The sequence below is a fragment of the Spongiactinospora sp. 9N601 genome, from assembly GCF_044326295.1.
Lineage (GTDB): Bacteria > Actinomycetota > Actinomycetes > Streptosporangiales > Streptosporangiaceae > Spongiactinospora > Spongiactinospora gelatinilytica.
Map to the genome: position 1 here is coordinate 704,429 of NZ_JBIRBB010000001.1, position 17,980 is coordinate 722,408.

General features: G+C 71.9%; 16 protein-coding genes. 10 read left to right on the forward strand and 6 right to left on the reverse strand.

All coding sequences use genetic code 11. The features are described 5' to 3' along the window. Positions 1–8 precede the first annotated feature (8 nt). A complete protein-coding gene (locus tag ACH34R_RS03095) occupies positions 9–557 on the forward strand; it encodes a CGNR zinc finger domain-containing protein (protein WP_397559743.1) in 549 nt (182 codons plus the stop codon). 41 nt (positions 558–598) lie between these two features. On the opposite strand, the gene ACH34R_RS03100 is transcribed toward ACH34R_RS03095, so the two are convergent. Both ACH34R_RS03100 and recO read right to left on the reverse strand, forming a co-directional pair. Continuing rightward, entirely contained in the window at positions 599–1,375 is a 777-nt protein-coding gene (locus ACH34R_RS03100) for an isoprenyl transferase (RefSeq protein WP_397559744.1), read from the reverse strand. A gap of 21 nt (positions 1,376–1,396) precedes the next feature. After that, complete coding sequence (gene recO / locus ACH34R_RS03105) at positions 1,397–2,125, reverse strand: DNA repair protein RecO (protein ID WP_397559745.1); 729 nt, start codon at positions 2,123–2,125, stop codon at positions 1,397–1,399. A gap of 147 nt (positions 2,126–2,272) precedes the next feature. On the opposite strand from recO, the gene ACH34R_RS03110 reads away from it, so the two are divergent. The 5 genes from ACH34R_RS03110 to rocD all read left to right on the forward strand — a co-directional run bounded on the left by ACH34R_RS03110 (position 2,273) and on the right by rocD (position 7,252). Next, positions 2,273–3,865, forward strand: a complete 1,593-nt coding sequence (locus ACH34R_RS03110) for a CDP-alcohol phosphatidyltransferase family protein (protein WP_397559746.1) — start codon at positions 2,273–2,275, stop codon at positions 3,863–3,865. Next, positions 3,862–4,578 (forward strand): DUF5941 domain-containing protein, encoded by a 717-nt coding sequence (locus tag ACH34R_RS03115; RefSeq protein ID WP_397559747.1) that lies wholly within the window; start codon positions 3,862–3,864, stop codon positions 4,576–4,578. The genes ACH34R_RS03110 and ACH34R_RS03115 overlap by 4 nt, the downstream gene beginning before the upstream one ends. Before the next feature lie 73 nt (positions 4,579–4,651). Beyond that, positions 4,652–5,101, forward strand: a complete 450-nt coding sequence (locus ACH34R_RS03120) for an Lrp/AsnC family transcriptional regulator (RefSeq protein WP_199536880.1) — start codon at positions 4,652–4,654, stop codon at positions 5,099–5,101. A 133-nt stretch (positions 5,102–5,234) separates the two neighbouring features. After that, positions 5,235–6,038: a dimethylargininase gene (gene ddaH, locus ACH34R_RS03125; RefSeq protein WP_397559748.1), complete on the forward strand. Its 804-nt coding sequence runs from the start codon at positions 5,235–5,237 to the stop codon at positions 6,036–6,038. Then, positions 6,035–7,252, forward strand: coding sequence for an ornithine--oxo-acid transaminase (rocD, locus tag ACH34R_RS03130; RefSeq protein WP_111167220.1), 1,218 nt, complete (start codon positions 6,035–6,037; stop codon positions 7,250–7,252). Before ddaH ends, rocD begins: the two co-directional genes overlap by 4 nt. On the opposite strand, the gene ACH34R_RS03135 is transcribed toward rocD, so the two are convergent. Further along, positions 7,236–8,807: an alkaline phosphatase D family protein gene (locus tag ACH34R_RS03135; RefSeq protein ID WP_397559749.1), complete on the reverse strand. Its 1,572-nt coding sequence runs from the start codon at positions 8,805–8,807 to the stop codon at positions 7,236–7,238. The two genes, rocD and ACH34R_RS03135, sit on opposite strands and share 17 nt — an antisense overlap. A 193-nt stretch (positions 8,808–9,000) precedes the next feature. Between ACH34R_RS03135 and ACH34R_RS03140 the strand changes: the two genes are divergently transcribed. Further along, positions 9,001–10,311 (forward strand): Glu/Leu/Phe/Val dehydrogenase, encoded by a 1,311-nt coding sequence (locus tag ACH34R_RS03140; protein ID WP_397559750.1) that lies wholly within the window; start codon positions 9,001–9,003, stop codon positions 10,309–10,311. A gap of 921 nt (positions 10,312–11,232) precedes the next feature. On the opposite strand, the gene ACH34R_RS03145 is transcribed toward ACH34R_RS03140, so the two are convergent. Then, positions 11,233–12,177, reverse strand: coding sequence for an NAD-dependent epimerase/dehydratase family protein (locus ACH34R_RS03145; protein WP_397559751.1), 945 nt, complete (start codon positions 12,175–12,177; stop codon positions 11,233–11,235). A gap of 131 nt (positions 12,178–12,308) precedes the next feature. Here ACH34R_RS03145 and ACH34R_RS03150 point away from each other — a divergent pair, with 131 nt between their 5' ends. Continuing rightward, complete coding sequence (locus ACH34R_RS03150; RefSeq protein WP_397559752.1) at positions 12,309–13,010, forward strand: TetR/AcrR family transcriptional regulator; 702 nt, start codon at positions 12,309–12,311, stop codon at positions 13,008–13,010. Between the two features lie 42 nt (positions 13,011–13,052). Here the strand turns inward: ACH34R_RS03150 and leuA are convergent, their stop codons facing one another. Next, entirely contained in the window at positions 13,053–14,738 is a 1,686-nt protein-coding gene (gene leuA / locus ACH34R_RS03155) for a 2-isopropylmalate synthase (RefSeq protein WP_397559801.1), read from the reverse strand. A gap of 247 nt (positions 14,739–14,985) precedes the next feature. Between leuA and ACH34R_RS03160 the strand changes: the two genes are divergently transcribed. Together ACH34R_RS03160 and ACH34R_RS03165 are read left to right on the forward strand one after the other, a co-directional pair. After that, positions 14,986–15,231: a DUF2630 family protein gene (locus ACH34R_RS03160; protein WP_397559753.1), complete on the forward strand. Its 246-nt coding sequence runs from the start codon at positions 14,986–14,988 to the stop codon at positions 15,229–15,231. A gap of 68 nt (positions 15,232–15,299) precedes the next feature. Further along, positions 15,300–16,286, forward strand: coding sequence for a GNAT family N-acetyltransferase (locus ACH34R_RS03165; RefSeq protein ID WP_397559754.1), 987 nt, complete (start codon positions 15,300–15,302; stop codon positions 16,284–16,286). 212 nt (positions 16,287–16,498) lie between these two features. Here the strand turns inward: ACH34R_RS03165 and ACH34R_RS03170 are convergent, their stop codons facing one another. Then, positions 16,499–17,917: a carbohydrate-binding protein gene (locus tag ACH34R_RS03170; protein WP_397559755.1), complete on the reverse strand. Its 1,419-nt coding sequence runs from the start codon at positions 17,915–17,917 to the stop codon at positions 16,499–16,501. Positions 17,918–17,980 lie beyond the last annotated feature (63 nt).

Below are 17,980 nucleotides of genomic sequence, written 5' to 3' on the forward strand. Positions count from 1 at the left end.
GAGCGACCATGCCATTCGGCCACGACATGGTGCACTCGCTCAGCACCGTGGTGGACTTGATCAACACCTCCCCCACGGCTGGTGGCGAAGAGTGCCTGTCCGACCTCGTCCAGCTCGGCGAGCTCGTCGAGCGCTGGCAGGTGAGCGGCGTGGACGAGCTGGGGTCTGGCGACCTCGCCCAGGTCCGCGCGCTGCGTGACGCCTTCCATCGGGTGTTCACCGCGCCCGACCAGGCCGCCGCCGTGATCCGGCTGAACACCCTGCTCGGCGAGACGCGGATGACGCCCCGGCTGACCGAGCACGACGGCCACCCGGTGCACGTCCACTACTTCGCGCCGGGCGCGTCGGTCGCCGAGCACCTGGCCGCCGACTGCGGCATCGCGCTGGCGCACCTGCTGGTGGAGGGCGAGTGGGAGCGGCTGCGCACCTGCGCCGCGCCCGACTGCGAGCGTGTGTTCTTCGACGAGTCGCGCAACCGGTCGCGGGTCTACTGCGACAGCCGTACCTGCGGCAACCGGATGCACGTGGCGGCCTACCGGGCGCGCAGGAGGGCCTGAGGCGCCGGCGGGCGTGCCCCCCGGGCACGCCCGCGCAAGGGTCAGACGGCCTCGTTGGGCACCGCGCCGCCGTACCTGCGGTCGCGCTTGGCGTAGATCTCGCACGCCTCCCACAGGTCGCGGCGGTCGAAGTCGGGCCACAGCCGGTTCAGGAAGACCATCTCGGCATAGGCCGACTGCCACAGCAGGAAGTTGGACGTGCGCTGCTCGCCGGAGGACCGTACGAACAGGTCGACGTCGGGGATGTCCGGCTCGTCGAGGTAGCGGTGGAAGGTCCGCTCGGTGACCTTCCCGGCCCGGACCCGCCCGTCGGCGATGTCCTGGGCCAGCTTGACGACCGCGTCCAGGATCTCCGCGCGACCGCCGTAGTTGACACAGAACTGCAGGGTGAGTGCCCGGTTGGCGCGGGTCATCTCCTCGGCGTCCTGCAACTCCTTGATGACGCTCTTCCACAGCCGCCCCGGCCGCCCGGCCCAGCGGACCCGGACGCCCATCGCGTTCAGCTCGTCGCGGCGGCGGCGGATCACGTCGCGGTTGAAGCCCATCAGGAACCGCACCTCATCAGGCGACCTCCGCCAGTTCTCGGTCGAGAAGGCGTAGGCGGAAAGGTAGGGGACGCCCAGTTCGAGCGCGCCCTCGATCACGTCGAACAGCGATGCCTCGCCGGCCTTGTGGCCTTCGGTGCGAGGCAGGTTCCGCGCCTTGGCCCACCTGCCGTTGCCGTCCATCACGATCGCCACGTGCCTGGGGACCAGGTCACGCGGGATGGGGGGCGCGATGGCCCCGGACGGATGCTGGGACGGGGGACGGACGTTCACCTGTTGCTCCTTCTGCGCCGGTCATACGCGCTCTACATGCCGAAGAGAGCGTATGCCGTGCTCCAGGTGCCATTGCAGATAAGCGGCGACAAGGCCGCTGCATTCGGTGCGATGGCGGGCCTGTGAGGCGTCCGCGGACGCCCAGTCGCCGCGCAGCAGGGCGAGCATGAGCGCGACCGTCTCCACGGCCGGGACCGACGCCCCCGCCGGACGGCAGTCGCCGCACACCACGCCGCCCGCCACGATGGCGAACGCGCGCACCGGCTCGGCCGAGCAGCGCGCGCAGGTCTCCAGGGCGGGGGCGTATCCGGCCACGGCCAGGGAGCGCAGGAAGTAGGCGTCGAGCACCAGGCGGGGCTCGTGCTCGCCGTCGGTCAGCGCGCGCAGGCCGCCGACCAGCAGCAGGAAGTGGCGCAGCGCCGGTTCCTTCTCGGCGACGGTGAGCTTGTCGGCCGTCTCCAGCATCGCGCTGCCCGCGGTGTAGCGGGGGTAGTCGGCCGCCAGCCGCTCGCCGTACGGCCGCAGGGTCTCGGCCTGGGTGACCACATCGAGCGTGCGCCCGGTGTGGAACTGCACGTCGACATGGGTGAAGGGCTCCAGCCGCGCGCCGAACCTGGAGGTGGTGCGCCGCACGCCCTTGGCCACGGCGCGCACCTTGCCGGTGCGTCTGGTCAAGATCGTGACGATCCGGTCGGCCTCGCCCAGCTTGTGCGTGCGCAGCACGACGCCTTCGTCACGGTAGAGACTCACCCGCCCAGTCTAGGATCGAGCGTCGCGGATGAATCACAGGTAAAGCTCGGATGGACCCTCTTGACCGATAGGTCACTAGACTTTGCCGTCTGGCGACCTCTCTCGCGCCATCTTTACCCGCAACTGCACGCTGCCTGAAAGGGTGTCATGACCCGCGTGGTCCTGCTGGGTTCATCCCCCGGCCCGAATCCGCCCGCCCACCGGCCGCTCCTCGCCGCGCTGCCGGGCTCCCCCACGGTCACCGGCCGGCTGCACGGCCAGCTCGCGTCACTCGATCCCCACCCCGTCACGATCGTCCGCGCCGACCGCGCCCGCGATCACGAGGGCTACCCCGGCACCCTGGTCACGACCTCCGATCTGGCCGGCGATCTGCGGGCGCTGGCCGACGCGGTCGAGGACGCCACGGAGAGCCTGCTCATCCTGCCCGCCGACTCGCTGATCCACGACGAGCTGATCTACCAGATCACCAAGTCCAAGCGCGGCGCGCTGGCCCTGGTCGCCAAGGAGCCGCGCGAGCTGCGCGAGGGTCTGGCAGGTGAGAACGGCGACGCCGACGACAACGGCGAGGGCGACGACGACCGGGTGCCCATCGACGAGGCCGAGCCGGAGATCTCCGACCGCCTCTACGAGGGGCTGGCGGTCCGCGCCCGCGTGGGCAAGTCCAGGGTGATCTCGGTCGGCTCCGCCTTCCACGCGGTGACCCGCCCCAACGCGGTCCTGTTGGGGCCTCTGCACCTGCACCACAAGCACGCCGCCACGCTGGCCGAGGCGGCCCGCGAGCTGGCCGGGATGGCCCATCTGCTCGGCCCGGAAGACGACCTGGCCCAGTTGCTGGTGCTGTGCCTGGTACGCCGGGGTGTGTCCGTCGGCGTCCGGGGCCGGCGCGACCTGTTCTTCCGCCGGATCTCCGGCCGGCAGGCCGCCGACGAGGCCGTCGCCGAGATGGCCGGCTTCGACGAGGACCGCGCCCGGCTCAACAACGCGGTCAAGGGCGCCGACGGCTTCTTCACCACGTACTTCGTCAGCACCTACTCCCGCTTCATCGCCCGCTGGGCGGCCCGGCGCGGGCTGACCCCCAACCAGGTGACGCTGATCTCCATCTTCCTGGGGGTGGCGGCTGCCGCCGGCTTCGCCACCGGGACCCGCGCGGGGTCGGTGGCGGGCGCGGTGCTCATCTACTTCGCGTTCGTCTTCGACTGCGTGGACGGCCAGGTCGCCCGGTACGCCCGCAAGTTCGGGGTGCTCGGCGCGTGGCTGGACGCCACCTTCGACAGGTTCAAGGAGTACGTCGTCTTCGCCGGGCTGGCCATCGGGGCCGCGGTGGCGGGACAGGGCGACGTGTGGACGCTGGCGCTCGTGGCGCTGGCCGTGCAGTCGGTGCGGCACCTGCTCGACTTCTCCTACGGCGCGGCGAGCCGGCGCAAGCCGCCGTCCCTGCTGCCCACGCTCGACCTGGCCGTCAGCGCCGACACCGCGCTGCGCCAGAAGCTGGCCGAGCGCAAACTGTCCCGCCAGACCGGCGTGCGCGGGCTGCTGCGGATGTGGTCGCGGGCCGGGCGCGTCCGCGCCGTCCACTGGGCCCGCAAGATGATCGTCTTCCCGATCGGCGAGCGGTTCGCCGCCATCGCGATCACCGCCGCCTTCTTCGAACCGCGGATCACCTTCCTGACCCTGGTCATCTGGGGCTCCATCGCCGCCGCGTACACGCTCACCGGACGTCTCGTTAGGTCGCTCGCATGATCACCCAGCCTCAGCGCACCCCTGTCACCCAGCCCGACCCCGACGAGGAGCGCCGCCGCATCCAGACCGCGCGGCTGCTCGCCTACCGCGACGACGGCCCGCTGCTCGCCGGGCTGCGCCGGGTCACCAAGGCGGGCCTGCCACCGGTGCCCGCCGCCCTGGCGTCGCTGGTGGCCGTGGCCGCGATCGGCGCGGCCGGGATGCTGGAGCCGGGACCGATGCTGCTGGTCCCCGCGCTCGTCATGGTGCTGCTGGTCGGCCCCACGGCCACCCGCGACCACCTGGGGCGGTTCGACTGGCTGGTGCCGCCGCTGATCAGGGGCGGGGAGTTCCTGGTGCTGCTGCTCGTGGGCATCACCGCGGACGTGCCCAAGTGGCTGCTGTTCGTGCTGGTCTACGTCGTGGGCTACCACACCTACGACACGGTGTACCGCACCCGGCAGAGCATCTGGCCGCCCGCCTGGGTGTTCCTGGCCGGTCTGGGGTGGGAGGTCCGGCTGCTGCTGATCGGCGCCGGCGCCGCGCTCGGCGTGGCGACCTGGGTGGTCGCCGTGCTCACGCTCTATCTGGGCGTGCTGTTCGCGGTGGAGAGCGTGACGAGCTGGGTGCGCCTGGACAAGGCGTCGGCGTCGCGGGCGGCGGAGTCCGACGACCTGGAGGCATCGCCGGAGGAAGTGCAGGAGCAGGCCACCGGCGACGCCGAGCGCGGCTGAACGCACCCGCCATCCGTACGCCCGAGGGGGCCGCGTTACCCACGCGGCCCCCTTTTCGGCTATGACATGCACTGTGGAGTTGGACGGGCTGGATCGCGCCATCATCAAGGCCCTCGTCGATGACGCGAGGGCGACCTATGCCGAGATCGGGCATGAGGTCGGGTTGTCCGCCTCCGCCGTCAAGCGGAGGGTCGATCGGCTGCGCGGGATCGGGGCCATCACCGGGTTCTCCGCGAGGGTCGCGCCGCGCGCCCTGGGCTGGACCACCGAGGCGTACGTCGAGCTGTACTGCCGGGGCAAGACCTCGCCCGCCGAGATCGGGGTGGCCGTGGCCCGCCACCCGGAGGTCGTCTCGGCCTGCACGGTGACCGGCGAGGCCGACGCGTTGCTGCACATCAGGGCCTCCGACATGCGGCACGTCGAGCAGGTCATCGAGCGGATCGCGGCCGAGCCGTTCGTGGTGCGCACCAAGAGCGCGGTCGTGCTCACCCGGCTGGTCAACGGATCGCCGCTGATCGGCTGAACAACGCAACCGATCCGCGCACACGCGCAACACACCGCACTTGGCCTGCGCAAACGCGCGTTCTTATGCTGATCTCGCCCTTCCGCACGGCGATGTGTCCGCACGGCGGCCCCTCAACTTCGATGGAGCCAGGATGAGCGTGCCACGCAGGCGTTACCTTATGTGCCGGCCCGACTACTTCGCGGTCGAATACCGGATCAACCCCTGGATGGACCCCGCCAGGGGCGCCGACCGCGACCTCGCGGTGCGGCAGTGGGAGGACCTGAAGTCGGTCTACGAGGAACTGGGCCACACCGTCGACCTGATCGACCCCGTGGAGGGCCTGCCGGACATGGTCTTCGCCGCCAACGGCGCCCTGGTCGTGGACGGCCGGGTGTACGGCGCGCGGTTCACCCACCCAGAGCGCGCCGACGAGGCCGGGGCCTACCTGCGGTGGTTCACCGGCCACGGCTTCACCGAGGTCAAGGTCCCGTCGTACACCAACGAGGGCGAAGGCGACCTGCTGGTGGTGGACGACCTCGTGCTCGCCGGCACCGGGTTTCGCACCGACGTGGCGGCGCACCGGGAGGTCCAGGAGTTCACCGGCCACCCGGTGATCACGTTAGGGCTGGCCGACCCGCGGTACTACCACCTTGACACCGCTTTGTGCCCGCTCGGCGGCCGGGACATCGCCTACCTGCCGCAGGCGTTCACCCCGGGCAGCCGGGCGGTCCTCGAACGGCTGTTCCCCGACGCGCTGATCGCCACACCGGCCGACGCCGCGGCCTTCGGGCTCAACTCGGTCTGTGACGGAAAGAACGTGATCATCAATCATGAGGCCGCCGACCTGCAGCTCGAACTGAAGCGCCGGGGTTACGAGGTGATCCCGGTACAGACGTCCGAGCTTCGCAAGGCGGGCGGCGGACCCAAGTGCTGCACCCTGGAGATCCGGAAATGACTCTCTTGCCGAAGACCGCGGAGTACGTCGAGCGGAGTGAGCGGAGGAGCGCGCACAACTACCACCCGCTGCCCGTCGTGGTGGAACACGCCGAGGGGGCGTGGGTCACCGACGTCGACGGCCGGCGTCTGCTCGACTGCCTGGCGGGCTACTCCTCACTGAACTTCGGGCACGGCAACCCGGCGATCCTGGCCGCCGCCCGCGACCAGCTCGACCGGCTCACGCTGACCAGCCGCGCGTTCCTGCACGACCGGTTCGCCGACTTCTGCGCCGCGCTCGGAGACCTCACCGGCAAGGACATGATCCTGCCGATGAACACCGGCGCCGAGGCCGTGGAGAGCGCGATCAAGGTGGCCCGCAAGTGGGGCTACGAGGTCAAGGGCGTGCCCGCGGACATGGCCACGATCCTCGTGGCCGAGAACAACTTCCATGGCCGGACCACCACGATCGTGGGCTTTTCCACCGACCCGGACGCGCGGGGCGGCTTCGGCCCGTTCACGCCGGGCTTTCGGGTGGTCAAGTACGGCTCGGCCGACGCGATCAGGGACGCGATCGACGACACCACGGTGGCCGTGCTGATCGAGCCCATCCAGGGCGAGGCCGGGGTGCTGGTGCCGCCGGACGGCTACCTGACCCAGGTCAGGGAGATCTGCTCGCGGCGCGGCGTGCTGATGATGGCCGATGAGATCCAGTCCGGGCTCGGCCGTACCGGCGAGACCTTCGCCTGTGACCATGAGGGCGTCGTCCCGGACGTCTACATCCTGGGCAAGGCGCTGGGCGGCGGCGTGGTACCGGTCTCGGCGATCGCGGCCGACGCGGGCGTGCTCGGCGTGCTCAAGCCCGGCCAGCACGGCTCCACCTTCGGCGGCAACCCGCTGGCCTGCGCGGTCGGCATCGCGGTGGTGGAACTGCTGCGCACCGGGGAGTTCCAGCGGCGCGCCAGGGTGCTGGGCGCGGTGCTGCACGAACGGCTGCGCGGCCTGGCCGGGCACGGCGTGACGGCGGTCCGTGGGCGCGGCCTGTGGGCGGGGGTGGACATCGATCCGGCGCTGGCCACCGGCAGGCAGGTCGGCGAGGCGCTGCTCGCCCGGGGCGTGCTGGTGAAGGACACCCACGGCAGCACGATCAGGATCGGCCCGCCGCTGGTGATCTCCGAGGAGGACCTGCACTGGGCGGTGGACCGGCTGGCGGACGCGCTCAGCGACCTCCGTTAGCGGTCAGCCGCTCCCCGCGCCCGGGGCTGTGCCAGTACACGGAGGGCACCTCGCCGAGGGTGAGGGTGGCCACCGTGTTGCCGAACCACGGCCCCCGGCGCAGCCGCCAGCGCAGCGGCGGGCGGGGCACCCCGGCGAGCCGGGCCAGCCGGCCGCCGGCGAGCCCGGCCACCGCCACCGACGCCACCACGTTGGCCAGCCGCAGCACCCGGCTCAGCGGGTTGCGGATCGGCGAGCACACCACCTGGTAGACCGGCAGCCCGCGGACCTCGGCGAGGTAGGAGTAGTGGACGTCGCCGGACAGCACGATCACCGTCCCGCCGGCGGCGGCCAGCAGCCGGCACATGTCGGTGAACGACCGCCGGAAGGCCGCCCAGTGCTCCAGGTCGACCGCCTGCCGTAACACCTCCGACCAGCGGGCCGCGCGGCGGCCCCAGGCCCCGTCGCACAGCGCCTCGTTCCAGCTCTCCACGTGGTGGATGCCGCTGGGCAGCAGCACCGGGATGGAGGAGCCGATCACCACGCGCCGGCCGTCCGCGTCCATCTGCCGGGTGAACCACTCCCACTCGCCGTCGTCGAGCATCCGCCGGTCGCCGGGGGTGAGCCGCCTGGCGCAGCGGGTGTCGAGCATGATCAGGCGGGTGTCGCCGAGGTCGCGGGCGTAGCTCCAGCGGTTGTGCGCGGGGTCCTCGTCGGCCCTGGCGGCGAACGCGTCGAGCAGGTCGCCGCCGTCGCCCTCGTGCGTGCGCAGCCGGGACAGCAGCGGGTCGGCGGCCCGCTCCCCCGGCGACAGGTTGCCGAGGTGCTGGTAGACCCAGTACGCGCCGAGCCCGGCGACCAGCCTGCGCCGCCACCAGGGCTGCGCGCTCATCTTCTCGCGCCAGGCCGCGGAGGTGTTCCAGTCGTCCCGCAGGTCGTGGTCGTCGAAGATCATCGCGGACGGTACCGTCGAGAGCAGCCAGCGGATCTCCGGCTCGGCCCATGCCTGCCGGTACAGCGCCGCGTACTCCCCGAAGTCGGCGATCTCCCCGGCCGGCTCACCGCCCCTGGCGCGGACGGCCTGCAGCACCTCGCCGCCGGGGGCGTCGGCGTAGACCTGGTCGCCGAGGAGCAGCAGCAGGTCGGGCCACTCGGCGTCGGGGGTCTCGCGCAGCCGCACGCCGTGCTCGCGCAGCGTGTCCACGCCGTGCGAGAGCAGGTGCGCCGCGTCGTGCGGCACGCTGGTACGGCAGGAGCCGAACAACATCCGCAGCGGCCGGGCCCCCGACGGCAGCCTGATCCGGCTGGGCGGGGCGGCGGGGCCGCCGGCGGGCGGCCAGACCCGCTCGCCGTCCAGCTCCACCGTGTACGGCACGCCGCCCTCCGCCGCCGGGGGCTCCGGCCATACCAGGTCGGCGATCGCGTAGTGGTGACCGTGCACGGTGAACGTGGCGGTCTCCACACGTATGTCGCCCGCCTCCACCGCGACCCGCCCGGGCCGCGCGGTCTCCACCCACACGCTCGCGCTGGTGGCGTCGGCGTAGCGGAGCATGGGGCCGACCAAGAGATCCGTCACGGGACACCCCGCCTTCCGGTGCGACACAACGGTACATTCTCCGCGTCGAAGCCTGTCATATTGGCACGTTCCCATGAACACGATCACGTTGTTGGATCAAGATGGGATATCGGCGGCGGGGCAACGGCGCCCCGCCTCCGCCCGAACGACCCGACTCGCGGGGCGCGTGCGCCCCGCCCAACCGGAGGTCTTCATGACCGTCATGGTGCCGCCAACGGCGTCGGCCACCACCATCAGCACCGGCGCGGTTCCCGCGGCCGGTTCCGCCGGCCGCCAGGCCCTCGACACCGCACTCTTCCAGCTCGGCCAGGCGGCCGAGCACCTCGGCCTCGACGACGGCCTGCACCGGATGCTCGCGACCCCGCGGCGTTCGCTCACCGTCTCGGTCCCCGTCCGCCGCGAGGACGGCCGGATGGACGTCGTCCAGGGCTACCGCGTCCAGCACAACGTCTCCCGCGGCCCGGCCAAGGGCGGCATCCGCTTTCACCCGGACACCGACCTGTCCGAGGTCACCGCGCTTGCCATGTGGATGACGTGGAAGTGCGCGCTGGTCGGCATCCCGTACGGCGGCGCCAAGGGCGGCGTCGGCGTCGATCCGGCCACGCTGACCACCCGCGAGCTGGAGCGGGTCACCCGCCGCTACGTCAACGAGATCCTGCCGCTGATCGGCCCCGACCAGGACATCCCGGCCCCCGACGTGGGCACCGACGAGCAGACCATGGCCTGGATCATGGACACCTACTCGGTGAACGCGGGCTACTCGGTGCCCGGGGTGGTCACCGGCAAGCCGACCATCCTCGGCGGCTCGCTGGGCCGGGCGGGCGCCACCGCGCGCGGTGTGCAGATCGCCACGATGGCCGCGCTCGGCGACCGCGACCCGGCCGGGGTCACCGTGGCCGTGCAGGGCTTCGGCAAGGTCGGCGCGCCCGCCGCCCGCTACCTGGCCGACGCCGGGTGCCGCGTGGTGGCCGTCTCCGACGCCACCGGGGCGATCATCGACCGCGCCGGGCTCGACGTGGCGGCGGTACGCGCGCACGTCGCCGAGGCGGGCGGCGTCGCCGGTTATCCGCGGGCCGACGCGCTGAGCCATGCCGACCTGCTGGGCCTCGACGTCGGCGTGCTGGTGCCGGCCGCCCTGGAAGGCGTGCTGACCGCCGAGACCGCGCAAAAGGTCAGGGCCCGGCTCGTCGTCGAGGGCGCCAACGGGCCGACCACTCCGGCGGCCGACGACGTCCTCGCCGACGCGGGGGTCACCGTGGTCCCCGACATCCTGGCCAACGCGGGCGGGGTGATCGTGTCCTACCTGGAGTGGGTCCAGAACATGCAGGCCTACACCTGGAGCGCGGGCGAGGTCGAGGTCAAGCTGCGCGACCTGATGGAGCAGGCTTACGCGGAGGTCGGCGCGCTGGCCGCGGCCGAAGGACTGACCCTTCGGCGGGCCGCGCACGCGATCGGCGTCTCCCGGGTCGCCGAGGCGCACCGGCTCAGGGGCCTTTATCCCTGATAGAGGGGGGCTTTACCGCTCACCCGGGTTGCCGCCGGTCACGTAGGGTAACCGGAGATGTGTGATCACGCGGCTGGGTTCGATGCTGGTTCTCCTTGTTTCCACACTCCCTGGGACGGTGGCGTACGCCGCCGTCCCGGAGGAGGTCCCGCGACGACTCGTCCGCACCCCGGGCGGTGACCGCTTCGGCTACGCGCCGGTGGCCCGGCCGTACACCAGGGCCCTGCCGGAGCGGGTCACCGGGCTGCTGGTCAGCCGCGACCCGCTGACCGGTGCCGAGCGCCGCTGCGGGGCGGCGGTGGTCGCCTCGCGGAGCCGCAGCCTGGTGCTCACCGCGGCGCACTGCCTGTTCGACAACGACGGGCAGGCGCGGCGCTGGTACGACCAGGTGACGTTCGTGCCCGCCTACGGCGGTTCCGGGGCGGGGGGCGCCCCGCTCGGGGTGTGGCGGGCCGCCCGCACGTGGGTGGCGCGCCCCTGGCGCACCCGGTCCTACTCCACCGGGGTGATCCCGCACGATGTGGGGGTGGTGGGCGTCGAGCCGGACGCGTCCGGACGGCGGCTGGAGGACGTCACCGGCCCCGGCCTGCGGCCGGTGTCCAACCGCAGGGGCGACGGCCGGGTGAAGGCGCTGAGCCTGCTCGGGTATCCCTCCGAGCTGGGCTATCCGGGCGATGCGATGTACCGCTGCTCCGGGCGGGCCGCCGAGGCGCGGACCCCGGGGCCGGGGATGCTGGTGACCCGCAACTGCCAGATCGTCAGGGGCCACAGCGGCGGCCCGGCGATCTCGGGCACGACGGTGGTGGGAGTGGCCACCTCGTCCTCCCCCTACCATGATCCGGACGGATTCTCGCTGATCGCGCGGCTGTCGCCGCCGCGGATGCGCGGCCTGCTGGCCTCGGCCGAGCGCGGCATGGCCGCTCACGCCGCCGCCGCGGCACGCTCGCGCCACCAGGCGACGGTGGCCGACAGCGCCTCGCCGGCCGGGGTGGGGGCGACGCCGAACGTGTTCTGGAAGGCCGAGGAGTCCAGTACGAACGGCCGGGCGAACTGGTAGCGGATGTGCTTGATCTCGCCGAGCATCGGGTTGGCGAGGCCGAGGGCGTCGATCATCCACGCCGGGTAGGAGCCGACCTTGGGCATGGCGACCCCGGCCAGTTCGCTCATCCGCTCGGCCACCTGGCGGTAGCTCATCGGCGGGGCCGTGGGGATGTGCCAGGCGCGGCCCCAGGACCGCTCGTCGGTGCCGGCGATGGCCAGGGCGGCGGCCACGTCGGGGATGTAGGTCCAGCTGTGCGGCTGGTCGGGGTCGGCGATGTGCTTGAGCGCCTTGCCGGCCAGCAGCCGGGGAACGAAGCGCTCGCCGAGGTGGGACTGGTCGAGCGCGCCGGGCCCGAAGAAGTCCGAGCCGCGCACCTCGGTGCAGCGGATGCGGCCCGCCCGGTGGGCCGCGAGCGCCTGCTCCCACATGCGGACGCGTACCTGGGCCTTGACGCTTTCCGGCCGCAGCGGCAGGTCCTCGGTCATCGGGCCGGTCGGCGGGGCGTACACGTACAGGTTGCCGAGCATGACATAGTCCGCGCCGGTGGTCTCGGCCGCGCCGAGCAGCGAGCCGGCGATCGGCGGCCAGTCGGTCGGCCAGCGGTGGTAGGGCGGGTTGACGCAGTTGTAGAGGGTGTCGGCGCCCCGGGTGAGAGCGGTGAGCGCGGCCTGGTCGGCGGCGTCGGCGGCGGCCCGCCGTACGCCGGGCAGGTCCGGGCCCGAGCCCGACCTGCTCACCACGACGACTTCGTGCCCGAGCCCGGCCAGTTGCCTGACCAGCTCGCTGCCGACCTGTCCCGCTCCCACGACGACGTGCTTGCCCATGGCGACCTGTCCTTCTCCCTCGGGACCCGAGTAGATCGGCGAACCGTTACGAGAGCAATGCTCTCCAGAAGGTGCGGCTGTGTCAAGAGCAGTGCTCTCGTTTCCTTCTGGTGCTCTGCTAAGGTGGGCCCATGAACGCCGGGCGCACCGCACGGGAGAGAGTCCGTGCCGAGCTGACCAGGGAGATCGCCGACATCGCACGCAGGCGGCTCGCCACCCACGGGGCCACCGGGCTGTCACTGCGGGCGGTCGCACGGGAGATGGGCATGGTCTCCTCCGCCATCTACCGCTATTTCCCCAGCCGCGATGACCTGCTGACGGCCCTCATCATCGACGGCTACAACTCCATCGGCGAGACGGTGGAGCAGGCCGACCGCGCGTGTCCGCCCGGCGACCACATGGGCAGGTGGCTCGCCGTCTGCCGGGCCGTACGCGGCTGGGCGCTGGCCAACCCGCATGAGTACGCGCTGCTGTACGGCTCGCCGGTGCCCGGCTACCAGGCTCCCCAGGACACCGTCGCACCCGCCATCCGCGACGTCACCGTCTACGGCGCCATCCTGGCCGCCGCGCACGAGGCCGGCCGCCTGCGCCCGCCGGCGGGCTTTCCCGCCCCTCCCCGGGACGCCTGGCCCGCCGACGCCGAACGGCTGCGCCGCGTCATGCCCGGCCTGTCCGACGAGGTGATCGCCCGTGCCATCTCGGCCTGGACGGCGCTGTTCGGGGCGGTCAGCCTGGAGGTGTTCGGCCAGTTCGCCAACGCGATCCTCGATCCGGCGGAGATCTTCGACTACAACATGGCCTGCATGGGCCGCTTCATCGGCCTGCCGGAATGACGGCACGGCGGGCGCGGGCCGCCCGCCGTGCCGCAGGACGCGTCAGCGGGCGGCGCGGTTGACCGCCGAGATCAGGGCCTTCAGGGCGGCGGTGGTGGTGTTGGCGTCGATGCCGACGCCCCACAGCACCTTGCCGTCCACATCGCACTCCACATAGGAGGCGGCCTTGGCGTCGGTGCCCGCGCTCAGCGCGTGCTCGGTGTAGTCGAGCACCCGCACCTGCACGCCGACACCGGCCAGGGCGTCGCAGAAGGCCGAGATCGGGCCGTTGCCCACACCCCCGACCTCGCGGATCTCACCGTCGATGCGCAGATCGGCGCCGATCCGGTCCTTGTCCTCGACCTGGGAGTCGGTGCGGTGGGCGAGCAGGCCCAGCCTGCCCCAGGGGGCGGCCGGGTTGGGGAGGTACTCGTCGGTGAATGCCTCCCACATCTGCGCGGGCGTCACCTCGCCGCCCTGCGCGTCGGTGCGGGCCTGGATCACCTTGGAGAACTCCATCTGCAGCTTGCGCGGCAGGTCGAGCTGGTGGTCGGCCTTCATGATGTAGGCCACGCCGCCCTTGCCCGACTGGCTGTTCACCCGGATGACCGCCTCGTAGCTGCGGCCGATGTCCTTGGGGTCGATCGGGAGGTACGGCACCGCCCAGCGGAACTCCTCCACCGGCACGCCGGCCGCCGCCGCGTCTATCGCGAGGTGCTCGAAGCCCTTCTTGATGGCGTCCTGGTGGGAGCCGGAGAAGGCGGTGTAGACCAGCTCGCCGCCCCACGGGTGCCGCGGGTGGACGGGAAGCTGGTTACAGTACTCGACCACCCGGCGGATCTCGTCGATGTCGGAGAAGTCCAGCTCGGGGTCGATGCCCTGGGAGAAGAGGTTCATGCCCAGGGTGACCAGGCAGACGTTGCCGGTGCGCTCGCCGTTGCCGAACAGGCAGCCCTCGATGCGGTCGGCCCCGGCCAGGTATCCCAGCTCGGCGGCGGCCACGGCGGTGCCCCGGTCGTTGTGCGGGTGCAGCGACAGCACCACCGAGTCGCGGTGGGCCAGGTGGCGGTTCATCCACTCGATCTGGTCGGCGTAGACGTTGGGGGTGGCCATCTCGACGGTGGCGGGCAGGTTGATGATGACCTTGTGGTCGGGGGTCGGCTGCCACACCTCGTTGACGGCGTTGCACACCTCGACGGCGTAGTCCAGCTCGGTGCCGGTGAAGGACTCGGGAGAGTACTGGAAGAAGATCGTCGTGTCGGTCATCGCCTCGGCGAGCTTCTTGCACAGCTTGGCGCCCTCGACGGCGATGGCGGTGATGCCCTCGCGGTCCTGGCCGAAGACCACCCGGCGCTGCAACGTGGAGGTCGAGTTGTACAGGTGGACGATCGCCTGCCCGGCCCCGCGCAGCGACTCGAAGGTGCGCTCGATCAGCTCGGGCCTGGCCTGGGTGAGGACCTGGATCACCACGTCGTCGGGGATCATGTCCTCTTCGATGATCTGCCGGACGAAGTCGAAGTCGGTCTGGGAGGCGGCGGGGAAGCCGACCTCGATCTCCTTGAATCCCATGCGGACCAGCAGGTCGAACATCTTGACCTTGCGGTGGGCGTCCATGGGGTCGATCAGTGCCTGGTTGCCGTCGCGGAGATCGACGGCGCACCATCGGGGGGCCTCGGTGATGACCTGGTCGGGCCAGGTGCGGTCGGTCAGGCGTACGGGCTGGTAGGGCTCGTACCGGTCCACCGGCATGCCACTGGGTCGTTGCCGCGGATAATCGCTCACGGTCGGGTGCTCCTCGTGCTCTTCGTCGGGGCCTCGTCGAGATGGCCGACGCGCATGACACGCTCCGCGGCGAGGGAGCCGGCCTAGGAAAGGCCCCCGCCGCGGCACATAAGGAGCAGGCCACGCAGCACGTTATGGAGGTTAGCAGATGCGCAGGTGAAGCCGTGCCGGTCGGCGGGCTAGAGTCCGAAGAGACGAGGAACAGGGGGCGATCATGAAAGACGACGACATCCTGACCCGCATCAACGGCCTGATCGCCGAGGAGCACGAGCTGCGCGCCAGGCTGGCGGCCGGCGAGGTGTCCGCCGAGGACGAGAACGACCGGATCGTGTCGCTGGAGCGCGCGCTCGACCAGTGCTGGGATCTGCTCCGCCGGCGGCGCGCCCGCCGGGAGTTCGGTGAGGACCCGCTCGACGCCGCGCCCCGGCCGATCGACGAGGTCGACTCCTACCAGCAGTAGCCGCCCGGTAATGGTGGCACCGCAAAACGGTTGGCGCCGCCGCGGGTATATGGGATTGCCTATAGCCCATGTCGATTCTGCATGTCGATAACGCGGGCGGCGCGCTCGCCGACGGCTACTACTCGGTGTATCGGGCGGCGCACGAGATCGACGATCCCGGTCCGCTGTCCTCGCCCCGGCATTTCCGCATGTGGGCCCTGATCGGCTGGGACGACGACGCCGAGGCGTACGCCCACGTCCGCGATGGCATCGTGACCGGCGGATACACGCTGGCGCTGCCCGAGCGGGACAACGCGCACCTGGCGCTGATCCCGAAGATGGCCGTCGCCCCGGGGAGCCGCCGCCGGGGCGTCGGTTCGGCGCTGCTCGCGCACGCCACCGAGCAGGCGCGCGCCGCGGGCAGGCGGACGTTGGTCGCCGAGGCCGCGGCGGCGGGCGGCCCGGGGGCCGCGTTCGCGCAGGCCCACGGGTTCACCGCCGCCACCACCGTGATCCGCCAGGTCCTCGACCTGCGTACGGCCGACCGGGCCGCCTTCGAGTCCGCACGCGATCTCGCGGCCCGCCACACGGACGGCTACGAACTGGAGGCCTGGCGAGGCGCGGCCCCCGAACGGCTGCACGCCGACCTCGCCCTGCTGTACGCCGGGATGAACGACGCGCCGACCGGCGACCTCGATATCGAGGACGAGGTGTGGGACGCCGCCAGGGTAGGCGGGCTGGAGCGGCGGCTGCACGAGGCGGGGGCCGGTGGCAGAGCCGTCATCGCCAGGCACACCGCCACCGGCGCGCCCGCGGCCCTCACCCGGGTCTTCTTCGACGACGGCGCCGGCGGGTGGGGCCGGCAGAGTGACACCGTGGTGCTGCGCCCGCACCGCGGGCACCGGCTCGGCATGCTGCTGAAGACGGCCAACGCGCTGACCCTGCTGGACGAGGAGCCCGCGGTACACCGGCTGATCACCTGGAACGCCACCTCGAACGCGCACATGCGGGCCATCAACGAGGCGCTGGGGTTCCGCCCGCTCGACACCTGGCACGAGTGGCAGAAGACGATCTGAGCGGACCGGCCGCCGACATGAACATGCCCTCGTGGGGCGGGAGAGGTGTGGTAGTCCCGCCCCACGAGGGGTGCCGGTCAACGGACCACGGGCGGTGGCCGGGCAGGAACCGGCATTGAAGGGGCCCTGGCCGGGGCACTGGAGGGGCGGCCTCCGGCCCAGGGCCACTCTCGATCTCCTACCGTCGGGCTCTCGCCGTCAGGCTTTCACCGTCAGGACGCGCTCCACAGAGCCGGCACGTTCGGCGGCTCCCAGCCGGGAAGCGATGTGTGCGACTGGAGGCAGGTGTAGGTCGTGCCGCCGTAGGTCACGGTCGCGCCCGCGCTGTAGGAGGTGTAGGTCTTCCAGGTGCCGCCGGGCGGGTCGGTCGGACCACCGGTCGGGCTGGTCGTGGGGCTGCCCGTCGGGCCGGGGCCGTCGCTGTCGGCGAGCTGGAGGCCGTAGACCTGAAGGGCCTCGTTCACCGGCTGGAAGTAGGTGGTGCCACCGCTGCTGCAGTTGCCCGAACCACCGGAGGTCATGCCCTGGGCCTGGTCACCGGAGTAGAACGAGCCGCCGGAGTCACCGGGCTCGGCGCACACGTTGGTGCGGGTCACGCCGGAGACCGTGCCCTGCGGGTAGGTCACGCTGGTGTTGAGCTGCTGGACGCTCCCGCAGTGGTTCTGCGTGGTGGAGCCGGAACGGCAGATCCGCGCCTGGGGCTGCGCGACGGTCGAGCCGTTGATCGTCACGATGCCGGCGTTGTAGGCGTTGACGATGCCGCGCGGCACCCACTGGCTGTTGACCTCGACCCAGGCGTAGTCGTTGCCGGGGAAGGAGGAGCCGCGGAACGTGCCCTGCGCCTGGCGGTTGACGCCCGTGGTGCTGGCGCCGGTGGAGCCGCAGTGGCCGGCGGTCACGAAGCCGCCCTGCGAGCCGGCCTTGGTCACCGAGAAGCCGACCGAGCAGCGGCTGCTGGAGCCGATGTAGTAGGCGTCGCCGCCACGTACGTCGGCGTACAGGACGGGCCGCTCGCTGGACTTGACCACGTCGACGAGGCTCGCGTCGACGCCGGCGGCCTTGATCTTGGCCTTCGCCTTGGCGGGGTTCGGGGTGCGCACGACGACCCGGTTGGTCTGGACGTCGGCGCCCCACGAGGTGGCGATCTCGGCGTTGTTGCTCAGCGCCCGGTCCAGGGAGACCTTGGCGGCGTCCAGCGTGGCCAGGGAGTGCTGGACGACCTTCGGCTCGGCGCCGGCCTCACGGATGACGGAGGACTGCGCGGCGTCGGTGGTCGCCACCACGAGGGAGGCGAGCGGGCCGGTGACCCAGGTACCGGCATAGGCGCTACCGAGCCGGCCGCGGAGCAGGGGTTCGAGCTGACCCGCCGCCAGTTCGTTGGCGATGCGCAATTCGGCCTGCTGCGTGGTGAGGCCGAGGTCCTTCTTGGTCTGTTCGATGTATTCGGGGGAGGGATCCGAGGCCGCCGCGGCGGCCACCTTGACCTGTGCATAAACGGACGCCGGAGCGGCCGGGGCGGGGGCGGGCTCCGGTGCTCCCGCGCCGCCGGCCGCGGCGAAGGCGATGGCCGGAGCGGCCACCAACGTGAGAGCGAGCGTGATGCCCGCCGTCACGGCATTACTGCGGAGCATGTATCTCTCCTTGTGTCGGGGGGTGCGCCGTTAACGTAACGGTCAAGACACCAGGAGCGGCCC

Excerpts from the sequence above, each read along its gene's own strand:
- ACH34R_RS03140 (WP_397559750.1), top strand. The coding sequence starts at position 9,001 with ATGACCGTCATGGTGCCGCCAACGGCGTCGGCCACCACCATCAGCACC.
- rocD (WP_111167220.1), top strand. The coding sequence starts at position 6,035 with ATGACTCTCTTGCCGAAGACCGCGGAGTACGTCGAGCGGAGTGAGCGG.
- leuA (WP_397559801.1), bottom strand. The coding sequence starts at position 14,738 with ATGCCGGTGGACCGGTACGAGCCCTACCAGCCCGTACGCCTGACCGAC.
- ACH34R_RS03095 (WP_397559743.1), top strand. The coding sequence starts at position 9 with ATGCCATTCGGCCACGACATGGTGCACTCGCTCAGCACCGTGGTGGAC.
- ACH34R_RS03160 (WP_397559753.1), top strand. The coding sequence starts at position 14,986 with ATGAAAGACGACGACATCCTGACCCGCATCAACGGCCTGATCGCCGAG.
- ACH34R_RS03110 (WP_397559746.1), top strand. The coding sequence starts at position 2,273 with ATGACCCGCGTGGTCCTGCTGGGTTCATCCCCCGGCCCGAATCCGCCC.
- ACH34R_RS03165 (WP_397559754.1), top strand. The coding sequence starts at position 15,300 with ATGTCGATTCTGCATGTCGATAACGCGGGCGGCGCGCTCGCCGACGGC.
- ACH34R_RS03170 (WP_397559755.1), bottom strand. The coding sequence starts at position 17,917 with ATGCTCCGCAGTAATGCCGTGACGGCGGGCATCACGCTCGCTCTCACG.
- ACH34R_RS03145 (WP_397559751.1), bottom strand. The coding sequence starts at position 12,177 with ATGGGCAAGCACGTCGTCGTGGGAGCGGGACAGGTCGGCAGCGAGCTG.
- ddaH (WP_397559748.1), top strand. The coding sequence starts at position 5,235 with ATGAGCGTGCCACGCAGGCGTTACCTTATGTGCCGGCCCGACTACTTC.
- ACH34R_RS03150 (WP_397559752.1), top strand. The coding sequence starts at position 12,309 with ATGAACGCCGGGCGCACCGCACGGGAGAGAGTCCGTGCCGAGCTGACC.
- ACH34R_RS03115 (WP_397559747.1), top strand. The coding sequence starts at position 3,862 with ATGATCACCCAGCCTCAGCGCACCCCTGTCACCCAGCCCGACCCCGAC.